The organism is Ferruginibacter albus (assembly GCF_020042285.1).
GTDB classification, from domain to species: Bacteria; Bacteroidota; Bacteroidia; order Chitinophagales; family Chitinophagaceae; genus Ferruginibacter; species Ferruginibacter albus.
The window spans coordinates 2,514,899-2,531,764 of the sequence record NZ_CP083388.1 but is presented as its reverse complement, the minus strand read 5'-3'; the positions used below and the strand labels follow the sequence as shown (position 1 = coordinate 2,531,764).

Below are 16,866 nucleotides of genomic sequence, written 5' to 3'. Positions count from 1 at the left end.
GAGTTTAATTATTGTCTGCCGTTGCTTGGCCGGGACACACCGCCGCCGCTTCCGCCGCCAGATGATGAACCTCCGCTATTGTAGGAAGGAGAAGGCGTATAGTTGCGGTTAATATTGCTATTATTATACTCGGTATTATTATAAGTAGGGGCCTGGTAATTATCAGATGGTGCTGTAGTTCTGTATTGATAATTAGAGTTGTTGTAATTTTTTTGCGGAGCCGGTTGATACCTGTTTATAGTACTGTTATCATTATTATAACCGCTTTTATAAGCATCCAGGTTGGTCTTCCTGGGCGTAGTGTTTATAGGCTGATAGGAAACAATATTGTAATTGTAGCCGCCATATGGAAAACCATATCCGTAATTGTAAGGACTTACGTAACCATAACTGTAAACGGGAAAAGGACAATAATAGGGGTTGTAATAATAATCAGAAGTATACCCGTAGTAATAAGGAGAGTAATAGGATGAATAGGCGTAATCATCATACATATCCCTCCATCTCGGGTCCCGTATACTCATTACGATTTCCGGGTCTCTATAAGGCTCCTGGTATTGTTGTGCCGGCTTTGCTGCAACATAACCGCCACCTGTCATAGGTGAATAATAAACATCATCCACTGTTTGCCCGCTTTTATAGACAGTAGAGCAACTACTTACAAAAGCTGCAATGATCATTGTATATAAAAAAATCTTCTTCATTACTAACCTGTTTAATTACCTATTAAAGTTACTATTTTTGCGCCGGTTATTTAGATGTTATTTAGGAAGTTTTTAGGTGCTTTAAAGTGTTAAATCTTTATATTTTTTTTTGATACAGGCATTTGTTTCTTAAATAAGCATCGTTGTGTCACATTTCGTTCATCGGCATTACTGCTATTAAACTTTTATTTAAGCGTATAGTTTAACGGCCACTGTTCAATTGTTCTCAACGATAATCAATTAAAACAGCGTAATAAAAAATAAAAAATGAGCAAAGAAATTACAAGCAGAGAACAGGATTATTCGCAATGGTATAACGATCTTATTATAAAAGGAGGTTTGGCAGACTATAGTGCAGTTAGAGGCTGCATGGTTATCAAACCCTACGGATATGCACTTTGGGAAAATATGCGGGATGTGCTGGATAAAATGTTCAAGGAAACCGGTCATCAAAACGCTTACTTCCCTTTGTTTGTTCCTAAAAGTTTATTTGAAGCAGAAGAAAAAAATGCAGAAGGGTTTGCAAAAGAATGTGCCATCGTTACACATTATCGTTTAAAAACAGATCCGGAAAATAAAGGCAAGCTAATGGTTGATCCTGAAGCAAAACTGGAAGAAGAATTAATAATTCGTCCTACCAGTGAGGCAATTATCTGGAATACATATAAAGGTTGGATTCAATCTTATCGTGACCTTCCGATCTTGGTAAACCAATGGGCTAATGTAGTCCGTTGGGAAATGCGCACACGCTTGTTTTTGCGCACTGCCGAATTTCTGTGGCAGGAAGGACACACTGCACATGCTACCTCACAGGAAGCTGTAGACGAAACCGTGCAGATGTTAGATGTATATGCTGATTTTGCAGAACGCTATATGGCTGTTCCTGTAATTAAAGGAGTTAAAACAGCTAACGAACGATTTGCCGGTGCTGTTGATACCTATTGTATTGAGGCTTTGATGCAGGATGGGAAAGCATTACAGGCAGGTACATCACATTTCCTTGGGCAAAATTTTGCAAAAGCTTTCGATGTGAAATTCTCTGATAAGAATAATCAATTGGATTATGTATGGGCTACGAGTTGGGGTGTTAGTACACGTTTAATTGGTGCCTTGGTAATGGCGCATAGTGATGATGACGGTTTGATATTGCCTCCCAAGTTAGCACCAATACAGGTGGTGATCGTTCCAATTTTTAAAGGTGAAGAACAAAAAAAGCAGATCGATGAAAAAGTAAACGACCTGGTGAGAACATTAAAAGCCGCAGGTGTTTCAGTGAAGTATGATGATAATGATAATGCACGTCCCGGTTGGAAGTTTGCTGAATATGAAATGAAGGGAGTTCCTGTTCGTATTGCAATTGGTGCGAGGGATATTGCCAATAATGTAGTAGAAGTAGCCCGTCGTGATACTAAAGAAAAAATGAGTATGAGTATAGATGGGTTGGGCGAAAATATCATTCAATTGTTAGATACTATTCAAACAGCTATTTATGATAAAGCCAGAAGTTACCGGGAAAAGCATATAACCAAGGCTGAAAATATGGATGAGTTTGTACAACTATTAGATGATAAAGGTGGTTTTATTTCAGCTCATTGGGATGGCACGCCGGAAACAGAAGAAAAAATAAAAGATCTCACTAAAGCTACCATTCGCTGTATCCCTTTAAATAACCCTGAAGAAGAAGGGTCGTGTATATTAAGTGGAAAGCCCAGTAAACAACGAGTGTTGTTTGCCCGGGCTTATTAAGATAGTGTGGTTAAGAGGTAAGCTGGTAATCCTACAATAAATCATTTAGGCTGCGCCGTAAAAATACTGTTTATATCGTAAAAATACGTTTTGCCATACGTATTTTCCGAAGTTGAGTAAATTATTATATTGATAATAATCAATTATATACTTGTAGTGATATTAAAAGCTGAAGCTTAGCTTTAGTTTAGTAGCGGTAATCACTACACAATGAAAATTTTATCCCGGTATGTTTCTTTTAGAAACACCCGGGATTTTTTTTTGACTATAACTTGCTTGTTATAAATCGACACCCGAATTTTCCTTTTATTTACACGTCTTTTCCACGTTAACAATCCAATCACCAACTGGCAACGTTTGCAGGCTTACAGTAATAGTTTGTTTACAATTACGTAACCTTTTCTTAACAGCACAAAAATACCTTCGCCGCCAATTAAAACAGCTACATGAAAAATTTACTTGCTTTTGCCATTACTATTTTGGCATTTACCTCATGCGTAAAAGACAGGCTTCCTTCTACTAATACTCCACCTCCATCAGGTGGTGCAACAGGAACTGTGTTACATTATTGGAATTTTAATAATGATAATACCACCGCCGAAATGCTGATCCCCAATTACACAATTGGCGGAGGTGCTATATACATTGATTCTCCTGCAGTATCACGTACAACTGTTTTATTCGATTCACAATCCAGTACAGCGGGAGGAATAAACGCCCAAAACAATGACGTGGATGGCAAGTCGCTTCGTGTAAGAAACCCAAGCAGCTATATAGTTATTACTGCCCCTACAACAGGATATAAAAATATCAAGATCGCTTATGCAATAGAAGCCAGCAGCGGCAGCGCAGCACTGACAAATACAGTTTCTTATACAACAGACGGAACAAATTATTCTTCAGCTAATCTTGATAATGCTACTTATACAATAACCGCATTGGATCCGGATTACCAGTTGGTCACATTTGATTTTTCTGGCATTACTGCAGCGAACAATAATTCAAAATTTAAAATAAAAATTACCTTCTCAAATGGTAATACAGGTGCATCAGGTAATGATCGTTTTGATAATTTAACAGTTACAGGAGACGACCTCAATAGTTCTACTCCTTCAGGAAATGCGCCGGTTATTTCAAGTGGTGCTACGGCAAGCGCTACTGTTGGCAGTCCTTTTAATTATACCATTACTGCTTCTAATAATCCAACAACATTTGCTGCGGTAGGTTTACCTTCTGGGTTAACGGTAAATGCTTCAACAGGTGTTATCAGCGGATCGCCTACTGTTGCAGGTTCTTTTAATGTTACAGTAAAAGCTACTAATGCAAGCGGTACAGGAACTCAAACATTGACCATTGGTGTTAGTGATCAACCTGTAGGGAATACTCCTGTTATCTCTGGCACTACCACTGCAAGCGGTACCGTTGGTTCATCTTTTAGTTATGCTATTACTGCATCTAATAATCCTACAAGTTATGATGCAACAGGTTTACCGGCAGGGTTAACTATTAATACTTCTACCGGTGTTATCAGTGGTACTCCTACCACTGCAGGTACATACCCGGTAACATTAAAAGCTATTAATGGAAGCGGTACGGGAACACAGATACTAACCATAACCGTTAGTAATGCCTCTGTTTTAACATTATTACATTACTGGAACTTTAATAATGATAATCCTACGACCAATTTGCTAGTTCCAACCTCAACTGTTGGTGGAGGTACTTTGTCTATGGATTTTGCTACAGTATCAAGCACTACAGGATATTATGATTCACAATCAAGCACAGCGGGAGGTCTTAATGCTCAAAACAGTGATGTAGATGGTAAATCACTTCGTGTAAGAAATCCTGTCAATGATCTGATTATTACCGCACCAACAACAGGTTATAAAACTATTACAGTAAGCTATGCAGTTGAAGCCAGCAGTGCGGCTAATGCTGCATTGGTCAATACTATTTCCTATACAACAGACGGAACAACTTATACTTCGGCTAATCTTGCTAATTCAACATATACGATCGGTGCAATAGATCCTGCATATGAGTTGCATACATTTGATTTCTCTTCTATTCCTGCTGCGAATAATAATCCAAACTTTAAGATCAAGATCACTTTTTCAAATGGTAATACCAATACATCAGGTAACGACCGTTTTGATAACTTAACTGTACAAGGATATAATCAATAATAAATTTATTTACCAAGCTCATCAATCATAAAAATGAAACTAACAACTGCTAAAATAGCATCCTTACTAATACTTGTTCTTTCTTTTAGTAAGTTATCTGCACAACAGCAAATGGGGTATACCGATTATAATATCAACGGTATTCAACCTTTTAAAATAAACAGTGGAAATAACACCATTCAGATTGGTACTATTTTTTCTTCTTATATCGATCTAAGACAATATCCTGCCGGTGCAACGCCTGATCTTACAAAAAATCTGTTCAAGCTAAAAGATGCCCGCCTGGATGTTAAAGGGCAAGTAGGAAAAGACTACGAATATAATGTACAACTGGATTTTGCGCAATGGGGAACTGCTTATCAACCTGATGGAGGTCCGTTGTTAGATGCCAATATTACTTATAAAGGACTAAAGAAATTATTCAACATTAAGTTTGGGTATTCTAAAGTTCCTTTTTCATTAAACTCTTTAGTTGAACATTTCGAGTCGCCATATTGGGAACGTCCACAAATAACAAAAGGAGATTTTATGTCTCGCCGTGATGTAGGAATTAAATTGAGCCGTTCTGACTGGAGCGGACGTTTAAGAAGTGCTATTGGTGTTTACTCAGGTGTTGGAGAAACAATATTAGGTGGCACCAACGATCCAAGCGGCGGCTTTGAATTCATAGGAAGAGTAGAAGCGTCATATCCTGAAAATCATAATGAAGAGATGATTGATGTACAAGGATTGACTACACCCAATATTTCAGTAGGTGCCAATATTCGTTACTCCAATCGTATTTTACCTTCAGGTGCTACTTTTTTACCGGGCGAAACAGGCGCTATGTTAAACAGCAGCGCTTCAGCAATGGAATTAAAAGTTATTAACGGGCAAAAAATGATCTGGGGCGTAGACGCATCGTTTGAATATCGTAACTTCTCTTTACAGGCAGAAACTATTTTGTTGCACGCAACGCCACACGACTCGGCGGATGCACACTTAAATGGATTGCCAAAAAGCTTTACCGGCGGCAACTTTAATGCAGGTGGCTGGTATGTACAAGGCAACTATTATGTAAAGCCTGCTAAACTGATTTTATCAGCCCGTTATGATCAAATGAATGCCAATGATTTGGTAGATGGCGTAAGTAACCATTGGGCTTGCGGCGTTTCGTATATGCTGAAGGGCTATAATTCAATGCTCAAAGCCTCTTTTGACCAGAATCTTCAACCTCAATCTAACCTCAAATATGGTGGAGAATCTATTAACACCAATAAATGGCACAATGAATTTAGAATAGGTTGGCAATTAGTAATAGATTAATTTTTTAGATGAATAATAATATTGCAATGCTTGTAAAAAGAATACAGATAATAGTATTTTGTTTCGCAGGCATTTTTTTATTTGCTTTTCAATATAAGCAGGATGGCGGATTGGAGTTGACCTTTGATCATACAGCTACAACTCCTTTGTTAAATCCGCCATACATCAGTAGCGTCATTGGTGATCCAACAGACCCGGCTTCTGACCAGGGAATTGTGGTAGATGTAAAGGAAAATAATATGCCTCTTGCAAAAACAGATTATATGCTTACCTCCAATAGCGATAATATATCTGTTATCGGAGATGATAAAATCACTATTACAAAAGAAGACGGGCATGCAATTATCAAAATGAACCCTGCAGGCGTTGGCTATAGTAATATAACGCTAACGCTTACACAGAATAAAAAAAGCACAACGCTGGTGATAAATTTTGCAGCATCTGCTTCGGATTCAAAAGATACATATTGGCATACAGCTATGGCAGATGCTTCTGCAGCAATTGCATTAGATAGTAATTATATGCTGGTGGCAGATGATGAGCACAATCTTTTATTTATTTATCATCGATATCAATCCGGACTTCCATTAACTGCATATAATTATGGCAGTGAAATGCAATTGCCTGATGGCGCTAAGGAAGTGGATTGTGAAGCTGTTGCTTCAAGCTTAAAAAAACCTAAACGTTTTTACTGGACAGGTTCGATGAGTAATGGCGGAAAGAATTTTAAGGAAGAACCTAACCGCAGCTGCATTTTTGCAACGGATATAGATGGTACAGGGAATAATGTAAAATTCTCTTTTAAAGGATATTACATGCAATTGCGTAGAGATATTTTAAAGTGGGGAGATGATAATGGCTACAAGCTTTCCAAAGCTGCCGGATACGGAAATACTCCAAAAAGTACCGATGGCTTTAATGCAGAAGGAATGGTATTTGCTCCTGATAGTACTACATTGTACATTGGTTTTCGTGCACCGATGGTCCCTGTATCAAAACGGGCTAAAGCATTAATTGCACCAATACAAAATTTTGAAACATGGTTCAATGAAGGACATCCAAAAGAAAATATTTCGATAGGAGCACCAATTGAATTGGACTTGGGTGGCAGAGGGATTCGGGATATGATTCGCTTGGGTAATAAATACATAATTGTTGCCGGTAACAGCGATGAAGAATTAAATGAAGCATTATATAGTTGGACAGGATCAGCAACAGACGCACCGGTTTTAATTAATATTGATGTTAAGAATTTAAAATCGGAAGCTATTATCCCGGTTTACAATAACGGAATCTTTACAGGCAAGGTTCAGTTGATAAGTGACAACGGCACGGATGAATATTACAATGATGGGGTGCATGCTAAATGGCTGGATAACGGGTTTAAAAAATTTCATAGTAATATCGTAGATATAGCCCGATAAATAATTAAGTCAGCAGCTTTTTATAAGCTTCAATAAATGTAAGGAAGGCAGATAAGGTTTGTTCGTCAATGATCTTGCCGTCATTATTTATTTTCCCTTTCACACCTTGGATCAATAAGGTAGTTTCATTTGTAAACTTTGCCATTACTGTTTTCATGACCAACTGCAACTCTTCATGGCCTTTTTTTCCTTGAGCTGATGCCGTTATTAAACCTGTTGGCTTATCGGTGAAAAGGGTAGTAGATACACACCATTCAATAGCATTCTTTAACCCGCTGGGGATACTGAAAATATATTCAGGTGTTGCAATAATGATCCCATCTGCTTTATCAACTGATGCTCTGAATGCTTTAATTGTTTGAGGTGGCTCATCAATAGAAAGTTCTGGGTCAAAATGAGGCAACGATCTTAGATCATTAAAAACAATAACGTCAAAAACGTCTTTGGTTAGCGAAATAAAATTATCAATCAATTTTTCACCGGAAGAATGTTTACTTGCGCTGCCTATTATTATAAAAATATTTTTCTTGTGTGTCATCATTATATCAACACACTAATTTACGCTACTTCTATATAATTTAATATTGATTAACCCAGGTTAGATCATTTGTTTTATAACCAATGGACGCTGCTATAGACAAGTATTCATTCTTTACATCTTCCGGCATTGTTCTTTCCCGGGAAAGCAACCACAGGTAATCTAAATTTCTTCCGGCAACCAATGCGTATTTGTAATCTTCATCAATGGCAATAACATTGTAACCTGCATAAAATGGGCCGAAGAACGAAACCTTTAATTTGCCTTCTTTGTCAGACCCCGCAAATACAGCTTTGCCTGTAGCGGTCTTGGTTTCATTTTTAGTGTAATCGTACCCGGTATTTACCACTTTAATGCTGCCATCTTTATTTACAAAATATTCTGCTGTGGTGTGGTTCAGGTTATGTTCATAATGATAATCCAGGCGGGCAATTTCGAACCACTTGCCTAGATATTTTTCTTTGTCAAAATCTTTTACAGGAGAAGCACCTTTAGGAATAGAACGCCTGTATTTTAAAAATAGTGCAGCGGTTATAAAAGCTATTACACCCCCTGCTATTAAATATTTCTTTTTCATGGTATAGTAATATGATGTATTACGTTAAATACAACATCTATACCGAAACGTTAATAAATGAATGGAATGATTGCCTTTGTTGTTTTCTTATAATCAAGATATGCTGAGCCAAAATGCCCGATCAATACTCTTTCCTCTATTCTGATTCGAATAATAAATACGCTTAAAATGGCGAATACTATGACTAATAAGGACATCCAGTTGTTGAGTGTAACGCCATAACCAATAAAGGAAAGGAGAGAAGCGGCATAGGAAGGATGCCTGAGGTATTTATAAAATCCGTCTTTTTTTAGTTGATGATCTTGCCGGATGGTAACAGTAACTGTGAAAAAATTTCCCAACGAGGCAACAATATAAAGGCGCAAGAGTACACCAATTATAATTATGCAGAGACCGATAAAACGAATCGCAGTATGAGAAGATATAGGACAGTAAATAGAATTTGTAATAAATAAAGCAGTAATGATTGTTACAATAATTACTATCCATATCAACAATAAAGAATTTTTATCTGCATTTTGTTTATCGGTATTATTAGAACGCAAAAACCTGTTTAAATAGATCTCTGAGAGTAGCCAGGTTAGATAAGTGAAAATAAAAAGAATGTTCATTTGTGCCAGTAAGTTAGTGAAACTGCCTTAAGGAGCCCAGTAATTATGAGATAAAATAACCAGGTTGATCATCTTTATAGTATTATCATAATAATCAAAATCATTCAATTTAAAATGAATGGTATAATCCCATAAGCTGTTTAGCCATTGTTGATTTTTATTATCGATCATAGCTGCAACAGCAAACGAAGTAATAAAGCTTAGAGCTTCAAAGTTTTTTGTTTTGATATCATCGCCCTGTAAAGAATAGCCGGCAGAAATATTATCAGGATTGCCTTGTGTAGTTTCCTGTATCCATTTGTTGATAGGAGCTATAAATTTTTTTGCACGAACATCTCCATTCACAATATAATCAGTAGCAATACGCCAGGGCACCCGGCAGGCATTGTAATAATACATGCCATCGTAAATACTTTCTAAATAAAGTCTTCTGGCAGGTTTGGGTTTGATGTTTATGCTCTGAATGAAATCTGGTACCAGTCCAGTTCCATCACTGTATTCATTTTGCAGAAAATTAAACAACGTATAATTATTGTTCAACACTTTTGCCCATGTATTGCTATCGGTAACAGAAAATGATCTTATCTCAGACGGAATAAAATCAGAAGAACGCATATCAAAATAATCCCTACTATCTTCTTCAATAGAATTGCTTTCTAAAATGGTAAAAGATGTTTTATTGATGTCCTGCATTTCAATTGCATTAACGATATTTTTTGCTTCCTGGAAGTAATTTATACCGCTATTGCTTGTCCATTGCGCATTTGCCAACAAAAGGGAATAAGCAATATCAATATCTCCATCTGTTGCAGCGCTTTCCTCAAATTCTTTACAGTTATTGATTTGTGCCCACGACATTAAATATTGATTTCTTTTGCTGGGGTGTTCTTTGTAATACCTGAACAATCCATCAAATATTGATCGTGCTGCTGTATCATATCCTGCCATCAATACCATTATCATCATTCCATAGCCTTGTCCTTCAGAAACGCTTGCGTAGTTCTTAGCACTATTCTCTGCCCAGATATAATAGCTATTGGAACATGCGCTCTGTTTTAAATATTTTTCTTTCCACTGATCATAAAATGAAGTAACAGAATCATCCAGTTCTTTTTGTGAAATATGATCAGGAACAATTACTCCATCAAAATATGTAGAATGTTGAGGGAATGGGTGTAGTGGTTGAGCAGTAATGATACAGGATATAAAAAATGATATGAGTAGGAATTTTACTTTCAAGATAGCTGTTATTCTTTAACTCAAATATAAAAGGAGACCAGTTAAAAAAATGCTAACCCTAAAATAAAAGACCTCGATGTAGATACATCAAGGTCATGGTTATAATGGTTCTGATTAGACGTTTTTGAATAGAGCACGAAAATAGTTGCAAAAAAGTAAAAGAAAAACTACTTTCTTTCAAAATTTTTACTTGTTATCCCTTCCCACCCGCATAAGTGTTTCAATTTTAGCTTTACGGTTTTCTTCTATCTTGTTATGATGAATTTTAGCTAACGTAGGAGCGATCACCAATGATACTATACTCATCAGTTTAATTAAGATATTCATGGATGGTCCGCTGGTATCTTTAAAAGGATCGCCCACGGTATCACCTGTTACAGAAGCCTTGTGTGGTTCTGACTTTTTGTAATGTGTTTCACCATTTATTTCAACACCTTTTTCAAAAGATTTCTTAGCATTATCCCATGCACCGCCGGCATTGTTCTGGAACATTCCCATTAACACACCACTAACGGTAGCGCCTGCCAGGAAACCACCCAATACTTCCGGTCCAAAAATAAAACCAATCACTAAAGGAGATAAAATAGCAATAGCGCCCGGCAATAACATTTTTTTAATAGAAGCATCTGTTGAAATAGCCACGCATTTATCGTATTCCGGCTTTCCCGTTCCTTCCATAATACCCGGAATAGTACGGAACTGGCGACGCACTTCCTCCACCATTGCCATAGCAGCCTGACCAACTGCTTTAATGGCTAAAGATGAAAATATAAAAGGGATCATACCGCCGACAAATAAACCGGCTAATACATCCGCATGATAAATATCAATACCATCAATACCTGCAATGCCCACAAATGCAGCAAATAAAGCCAATGCTGTTAAAGCAGCAGAAGCGATCGCAAAACCTTTACCGGTTGCGGCAGTAGTATTACCCACTGCATCCAATATGTCTGTTTTTTCACGCACTTCTTTTGGTAGTTCACTCATTTCGGCAATCCCACCGGCATTATCAGCGATCGGACCAAAAGCATCAATTGCTAATTGCATAGCAGTAGTAGCCATCATGCCTGCAGCAGCAATAGCCACACCATATAATCCTGCGCAATGATAAGAGCCATAAATACCTGCAGCCAATACCAGGATAGGCAATAAAGTACTTTCCATACCTACTGCTAATCCGCCAATAATATTGGTAGCATGACCGGTGCCTGACTGACGAACAATGCTTAATACAGGGCGTTTACCCATTGCCGTAAAGTACTCGGTAATAATGCTCATTAAGGTACCTACACCCAATCCAACTAGGATCGCTCCAAATACACCACTCGGTGTAAAATCATATCCTCTTAAAGAAAGATGATCCGGTAAAACAAAATATACCAAGAAGTAAGAAGCGATTGCAGTTAATACGATCGAGCCCCAGTTACCCATGTTCAATGCTTTTTGAACAGCTTCTGTGCTAAGGCCTGCTTTATCAGAGATTTTTACAAAGAAAGTTCCGACAATAGAAAATAAAATACCCATAGCAGCTATCAGCATTGGTAAAAGAATAGGAGCCAGTCCACCAAATTTATCACCTGCGCTAACGGTTTCTCTACCTAATACCATTGTTGCCAAAACAGTTGCCACATAGCTTCCGAATAAGTCAGCGCCCATACCGGCAACATCCCCCACATTATCACCCACATTATCGGCAATAGTAGCCGGGTTGCGTGGATCATCTTCCGGAATGCCGGCTTCTACTTTACCAACCAGATCGGCACCCACATCAGCAGCTTTGGTATAAATACCGCCGCCTACACGGGCAAACAAAGCAATGCTTTCAGCACCTAAGCTAAAGCCTGTTAATATTTCTATTGTACGCTCCATTTCAATGCTGCCAACAGGAGCATCAGGAGCAAAAATTGCTTTTAAAATAATGAACAATCCGCCTAAGCCCAAAACCGCCAAACCGGCAACGCCTAAGCCCATTACACTGCCCCCGGTAAAGGACACCTTTAAGGCTTTACTTAGGCTGGTACGTGCAGCTTCTGCAGTGCGTACGTTAGCTTTGGTAGCAATGCGCATACCGATATAACCGGCAGTAGCGCTGAAAACCGCTCCCAACACAAAGGCAAGCGAAATGCTCCAATGACTGTTGGCATTGGTACTGCCCATAACACCTAATAATAAAGCGGCGATAATTACGAAATAGGTAAGGATCTTGTATTCTGCTTTAAGAAAAGCCATAGCACCTTCGGCTATATAGTTACTGATTTCTTTCATCCGGTCAGTTCCGGCGTCTTGTTTCGATACCCACGAGAACTTAATAAATGTGTAAAGCAAGCCAATAAGTCCTACGGCGGGGATAGCGTAAATCAATTGGTTCATATAAATGTTCGTCTAAATTTTGGTCGCAAATATAGGTGAAATGCAAACGTTGCCGAAATTTTGAGATTTTAATATCTACAAAACCATCGGCAAGGAGGAAAATCAATAAAAATGAGTGTCAGAATAAATGCATGGCCTGCCGGAAAGAGCAGTTTGCTGAATTTATACTTAGTAATCCTGTCTTCAATGATAAATTCGCCTACTTGGTGCATAAATGTGCCATACGTAAAGATAAATTCGGCAAAATCACCTTTCCGGATGCGATCCTGAAGAATAATTTCGACGATTTCGATATGATTTTCCCACTTTGCTATTTATGAATTCGCCCTGTTTTATTGTTTTCTCCCAATATTTAATAACGAATTATCATGAATAATTAATGTTGCTGATGAATAAACACTTACGCTTCTTGCAAAAGAAGGATCGTTTACAACAGGATAATTAAGTACAGGAGCTTTTATGATCACATCAGTATTAGTGTCAGGGATTATACCGCATGCCCAATTAGCAGGATCTTCCCATAAAGTGCTGACAGCACCTGTCCAGTTAACAGCAAATTTTATAACAAACGTGTGACTAAGGTTTTGCGAACCCGGTGCAGTGATCACGCAACGATATTGATTGCCATATAAAGAATCAGGTAAGTTGGTTAGATGTAATGTATCGTTTGTAGTGCCGGTATATAAAGCATTATCATAAATATTTGCAAAGCCGGTATCCGTATTGATCTGCCACTGCCAACTTCTGTTGCCATGCATGCCCGAATTTAATTGCAGGTCATCATTAGGACATAAAGCAAACGTATCGCTAAGTGTTATCATTGCAGGACGTACCATTGTACTAAACCGATCAATATAAGCGCCGGGTTTATTGTTGAAAGCAACCAACCGAATCGTATTGGTTCCTTTATATAAAAAGATATTTTTCTTTTCGTTTGCCCAATTGGATTGTGTAGAAGAAAAGGTGAATTGTCCCGCATTGGTACCATTCACCAAAACAGTACAAGGCTTGGTAACAGTATCTGTATTGGCATATCGAATATTCAATGTGTCGATTTCATCTGATGTTCGTGTAGTGGTCCATTCAATATAATTGCTGCTGTCTGCAAATTCCATGTATGCGTTTCCGCTATATCCTGTTAATACATTGCTCCATCCCCAGGAGGATTTATTGCTATAGGTTTCAGCTTCTGTAAAACCGGTAGCATTGGTTGGTATCAATGGAATTTTATTGTTGATAAAACTATTGTACACCTGTAGCCTGCTTACGTTGGTTAATGTGCCCGTTGTAAAGGCGTTACTAAAATTGCAATTAATAATTTTTATGTCCGTTAATGGGGAACGGGCATAAGCATCTACATTCCATACCGAAGCGCTCTTAGCACAAGTGACGTTATTTAATTCTATGTTGCGGATAACGGGAGTGAATGTTCCTACATCACCTTCCTGGTAATTCATGTCCACATCTAAAATATCTCCGGTAGTGATTTGCCCAACAGTACAATTACGCATAAAAATATTTTCAATAATACCGCCACGTAAAGAGTTGGTTTTAAAACGAAGAATAGTACCCAGGTTCGTACTACTCATATTGCAATCTTCCGCAAATACATTATTGATGCCACCGGAGCATTCGCTGCCCAATGTTACAGCGCCATGCCCATCAGCCATGGTGCATTTTTGTATCACTACATATTGACAAGGAACATTTACTCTTCTGCCATCATTGTTTCTGCCTGATTTAACAGCAATACAGTCATCGCCTGTACTGAAAGAACAATTATATATTAATACGTCTTTGCAACATTCAGGATCGCAGCCATCATTATTAGGTCCGTGAGAATTGATAGTAATGTTAGAGACAGTTACATTTTCGCTTAACACAGGATTTACTTCCCACATGGGAGAATTAATAATAGTAACACTATCTATCAAAATATTTTTGCTATTATAAAACTGGATGAATGCCGGGCGCAGCTGATGACCACTGCCATATACCCGTTGTTCTACAGGAACGCCATCCTGCCCTTGTTGATTCAATAAGTTATTATCAGTAGTTGCCTGGGCAGAAGTTTTCCATGCCCACCAATTGCTGTTAGACGCTTGTCCATCTAAAGTGCCCGAACCGGTTACTGCAATGTTGCTTGCACCATAAGAATAAATAAATGGAGAGAAGTTATAACACTCCACACTTTCAAAACGGGTTAATACCACCGGCAAATAATTATTAGTATTAGTACTGAATTTTAAGGTAGCATTTTTTGAAATATAGAGATTGACATTGTTTTTTAGTGTAAGCGCTCCCGTTAAAAATGTTCCGGCAGGAATAACAACTCTTCCTCCTCCGATTTTAGTACAGGAATCAATTGCTTTTTGGATGTAAGAAGTTGCGATGGTAGTGCCATTAGTGGGTGCGCCAAGATTTACAATATTAATAGCTACGTTAGGAAATGTTGGTGCTTTTATTCTTGTTAATACATTGGATAATTGATTCCAGTTGGTATCAACAGGTATAGTTGATTGTGCAAAGGTTGAAAGAGCAAATAAATAAATAGCACAAAAAGAAAGTATCTTTTTCATATAGAATTAGCGGTGAGTAAAGCTAAAATACTATAAACAGCACAGAACTCACGTTAAATGGAATTTTTTAAGCGCAATCGTTTGCAACAGATAATTTGCCGATTCATTACAATTTGTATCTTGTTGACAAATACCTTATATGCAAAAAATATTTTTAACTGCTATTATTTTATTTGGCTTGATGAATTTTAGTTCAGCACAAATCACGGCAAAAGTTGATTCTACAAGTCCTGTTATGTCGGGGAAAAAAGCGAATACCGCACAGGAAAATGTTGTATTTGCAAGAGTAGAAAAGGAAGCATCTTTTCCGGGAGGGCTTGCAGGTTGGCGCGACTTTTTAATGAAAAACCTGGATGCCTATGTTCCAATAGCCAATAAAGCACCGAATGGTACTTATACTGTTATTATAAGGTTTATAGTTTCAAAAGATGGCAGTATTTCAGATGTTGAAGCAGAAACAAATAAAGGTTATGGAATGGAGGCTGAAGCAATTCGTGTAATTAAAATGGGCCCCAAATGGATTGCTGCCAGGCAAAATGGACGTGTTGTAAATGCTTATCGCAGACAACCGATCACATTTGTAGTACAATAAGGATGTATCATTTTATATAAGTAAAAGGTCGGTATTAATACCGACCTTTTTACTTATTAATTTAATCAACAGTACTTATTTTTTTATGATAAAAAACATACGATAATATTCCCGGTATAAAAAACACCAGCATACCCAACATCGGCAATTGAAAACCTCCTTTTGCCAAACCGGAATAAGTAGCGCCGATCAAATCGAAAAATAATCCTGCATAAGCCCATTCTTTAATGCGTGGAAAACCCGGGATCAAAATAGCAATGACACCTAACACTTTTGCTACTCCAATAAATGCAATAAAATATTTCGGGTAACCTAACATATCTGTCACAATATTAATGGCGTCTTTTGAAACCATAACATCAGGAATGGCTGAAAAAAACATTAAGCCTGCAAATAAAATGGTAAATACCCAATACCAGATCTTTATCTTTTTCATGTTTAAAGTTTTAGTACTGCAAATGTAATCTACAGAAAAAATAGTAGAGATGCAAAAAGCGACAATTGATAGTGCTATTACGACATTCTGCAATTAATTTGAAAAATAAGGCAACAACGTTTCCTTTAATGCTTCGGGTAATTCGGTGCGTTTCATAAAAGTTTTTTCCAGTATGTACAAGGTAATTTCGGCAGTACTTAATAATTCTTTTTGTTCATTATATATTTCTGAATAAAAAAGGATCTTATGTCGATGTGGTAATTCTTTTAGAGTGGTCTTTACCGTTATAATATCATCATACTTTGCAGGACGAAGATAGCGGCAATGAAAATCTGTTACAGGCATAATAATGCCAAATGCTTCAATGTCTTTATAGGAATAGCCCAATTGCCTGAAAGCTTCTACTCTGCCTATTTCATAAAACTGGGCATAATTTCCATAATACACCATCCCCATTTGATCGGTAAGTGCATAATGTATACGAATGGTTGTTTCGCTGGTAAACATGTTTCAATAAGTTTCGTTGTGTGAAACTAAATTATGGAATTTCGAC

The 16,866-nt window shown here is 37.6% G+C and carries 14 protein-coding genes; 5 read left to right on the top strand and 9 right to left on the bottom strand.

Annotated features, from left to right (window positions below):
• Positions 1 to 8: 8 nt before the first annotated feature.
• A complete protein-coding gene (locus K9M53_RS11060) occupies positions 9 to 704 on the bottom strand; it encodes a hypothetical protein (protein ID WP_224014832.1) in 696 nt (231 codons plus the stop codon).
• A 267-nt stretch (positions 705 to 971) separates the two neighbouring features.
• Here K9M53_RS11060 and proS point away from each other — a divergent pair, with 267 nt between their 5' ends.
• The 4 genes from proS (at position 972) to K9M53_RS11040 (ending at position 7,368) form a co-directional block, all read left to right on the top strand.
• Positions 972 to 2,450 (top strand): proline--tRNA ligase, encoded by a 1,479-nt coding sequence (gene proS, locus K9M53_RS11055; RefSeq protein ID WP_224014830.1) that lies wholly within the window; start codon positions 972 to 974, stop codon positions 2,448 to 2,450.
• Positions 2,451 to 2,896: 446 nt separating this feature from the next.
• Positions 2,897 to 4,639 carry a beta strand repeat-containing protein gene (locus K9M53_RS11050; protein WP_224014828.1) on the top strand — a complete coding sequence of 581 codons (1,743 nt, stop codon included), beginning with the start codon at positions 2,897 to 2,899 and terminating at the stop codon, positions 4,637 to 4,639.
• Between the two features lie 33 nt (positions 4,640 to 4,672).
• Entirely contained in the window at positions 4,673 to 5,944 is a 1,272-nt protein-coding gene (locus tag K9M53_RS11045) for a porin (RefSeq protein ID WP_224014825.1), read from the top strand.
• Between the two features lie 8 nt (positions 5,945 to 5,952).
• Positions 5,953 to 7,368: a hypothetical protein gene (locus tag K9M53_RS11040; protein ID WP_224014823.1), complete on the top strand. Its 1,416-nt coding sequence runs from the start codon at positions 5,953 to 5,955 to the stop codon at positions 7,366 to 7,368.
• A 4-nt stretch (positions 7,369 to 7,372) separates the two neighbouring features.
• Here the strand turns inward: K9M53_RS11040 and K9M53_RS11035 are convergent, their stop codons facing one another.
• From K9M53_RS11035 to K9M53_RS11010, 6 genes are all read right to left on the bottom strand, one after another.
• Positions 7,373 to 7,909, bottom strand: a complete 537-nt coding sequence (locus K9M53_RS11035) for an NADPH-dependent FMN reductase (protein WP_224014821.1) — start codon at positions 7,907 to 7,909, stop codon at positions 7,373 to 7,375.
• 37 nt (positions 7,910 to 7,946) lie between these two features.
• Complete coding sequence (locus K9M53_RS11030) at positions 7,947 to 8,483, bottom strand: lipocalin family protein (protein WP_224014819.1); 537 nt, start codon at positions 8,481 to 8,483, stop codon at positions 7,947 to 7,949.
• 50 nt (positions 8,484 to 8,533) lie between these two features.
• Positions 8,534 to 9,094: a methyltransferase family protein gene (locus tag K9M53_RS11025; protein ID WP_224014817.1), complete on the bottom strand. Its 561-nt coding sequence runs from the start codon at positions 9,092 to 9,094 to the stop codon at positions 8,534 to 8,536.
• A gap of 27 nt (positions 9,095 to 9,121) precedes the next feature.
• On the bottom strand, positions 9,122 to 10,333 hold the full coding sequence (locus K9M53_RS11020) for a glycosyl hydrolase family 8 (RefSeq protein WP_224014815.1): 1,212 nt from the start codon (positions 10,331 to 10,333) through the stop codon (positions 9,122 to 9,124).
• A gap of 186 nt (positions 10,334 to 10,519) precedes the next feature.
• A complete protein-coding gene (locus K9M53_RS11015; RefSeq protein WP_224014813.1) occupies positions 10,520 to 12,706 on the bottom strand; it encodes a sodium-translocating pyrophosphatase in 2,187 nt (728 codons plus the stop codon).
• A 332-nt stretch (positions 12,707 to 13,038) separates the two neighbouring features.
• On the bottom strand, positions 13,039 to 15,285 hold the full coding sequence (locus K9M53_RS11010) for a glycosyl hydrolase family 28 protein (RefSeq protein WP_224014811.1): 2,247 nt from the start codon (positions 15,283 to 15,285) through the stop codon (positions 13,039 to 13,041).
• 139 nt (positions 15,286 to 15,424) lie between these two features.
• Here K9M53_RS11010 and K9M53_RS11005 point away from each other — a divergent pair, with 139 nt between their 5' ends.
• Positions 15,425 to 15,877 carry an energy transducer TonB gene (locus K9M53_RS11005; protein WP_224014809.1) on the top strand — a complete coding sequence of 151 codons (453 nt, stop codon included), beginning with the start codon at positions 15,425 to 15,427 and terminating at the stop codon, positions 15,875 to 15,877.
• Positions 15,878 to 15,938: 61 nt separating this feature from the next.
• Here K9M53_RS11005 and K9M53_RS11000 read toward each other — a convergent pair whose 3' ends face one another.
• Positions 15,939 to 16,313, bottom strand: a complete 375-nt coding sequence (locus K9M53_RS11000; RefSeq protein WP_224014807.1) for a DoxX family protein — start codon at positions 16,311 to 16,313, stop codon at positions 15,939 to 15,941.
• Between the two features lie 93 nt (positions 16,314 to 16,406).
• Positions 16,407 to 16,820 carry an acyl-CoA thioesterase gene (locus K9M53_RS10995; protein ID WP_224014805.1) on the bottom strand — a complete coding sequence of 138 codons (414 nt, stop codon included), beginning with the start codon at positions 16,818 to 16,820 and terminating at the stop codon, positions 16,407 to 16,409.
• Positions 16,821 to 16,866: the final 46 nt, after the last annotated feature.

Coding starts and splice junctions, on each gene's coding strand:
- K9M53_RS11050 (WP_224014828.1), top strand. CDS start 2,897: ATGAAAAATTTACTTGCTTTTGCCATTACTATTTTGGCATTTACCTCA.
- proS (WP_224014830.1), top strand. CDS start 972: ATGAGCAAAGAAATTACAAGCAGAGAACAGGATTATTCGCAATGGTAT.
- K9M53_RS11030 (WP_224014819.1), bottom strand. CDS start 8,483: ATGAAAAAGAAATATTTAATAGCAGGGGGTGTAATAGCTTTTATAACC.
- K9M53_RS11040 (WP_224014823.1), top strand. CDS start 5,953: ATGAATAATAATATTGCAATGCTTGTAAAAAGAATACAGATAATAGTA.
- K9M53_RS11005 (WP_224014809.1), top strand. CDS start 15,425: ATGCAAAAAATATTTTTAACTGCTATTATTTTATTTGGCTTGATGAAT.
- K9M53_RS11025 (WP_224014817.1), bottom strand. CDS start 9,094: ATGAACATTCTTTTTATTTTCACTTATCTAACCTGGCTACTCTCAGAG.
- K9M53_RS11060 (WP_224014832.1), bottom strand. CDS start 704: ATGAAGAAGATTTTTTTATATACAATGATCATTGCAGCTTTTGTAAGT.
- K9M53_RS11015 (WP_224014813.1), bottom strand. CDS start 12,706: ATGAACCAATTGATTTACGCTATCCCCGCCGTAGGACTTATTGGCTTG.
- K9M53_RS11010 (WP_224014811.1), bottom strand. CDS start 15,285: ATGAAAAAGATACTTTCTTTTTGTGCTATTTATTTATTTGCTCTTTCA.
- K9M53_RS11045 (WP_224014825.1), top strand. CDS start 4,673: ATGAAACTAACAACTGCTAAAATAGCATCCTTACTAATACTTGTTCTT.
- K9M53_RS10995 (WP_224014805.1), bottom strand. CDS start 16,820: ATGTTTACCAGCGAAACAACCATTCGTATACATTATGCACTTACCGAT.
- K9M53_RS11035 (WP_224014821.1), bottom strand. CDS start 7,909: ATGATGACACACAAGAAAAATATTTTTATAATAATAGGCAGCGCAAGT.
- K9M53_RS11000 (WP_224014807.1), bottom strand. CDS start 16,313: ATGAAAAAGATAAAGATCTGGTATTGGGTATTTACCATTTTATTTGCA.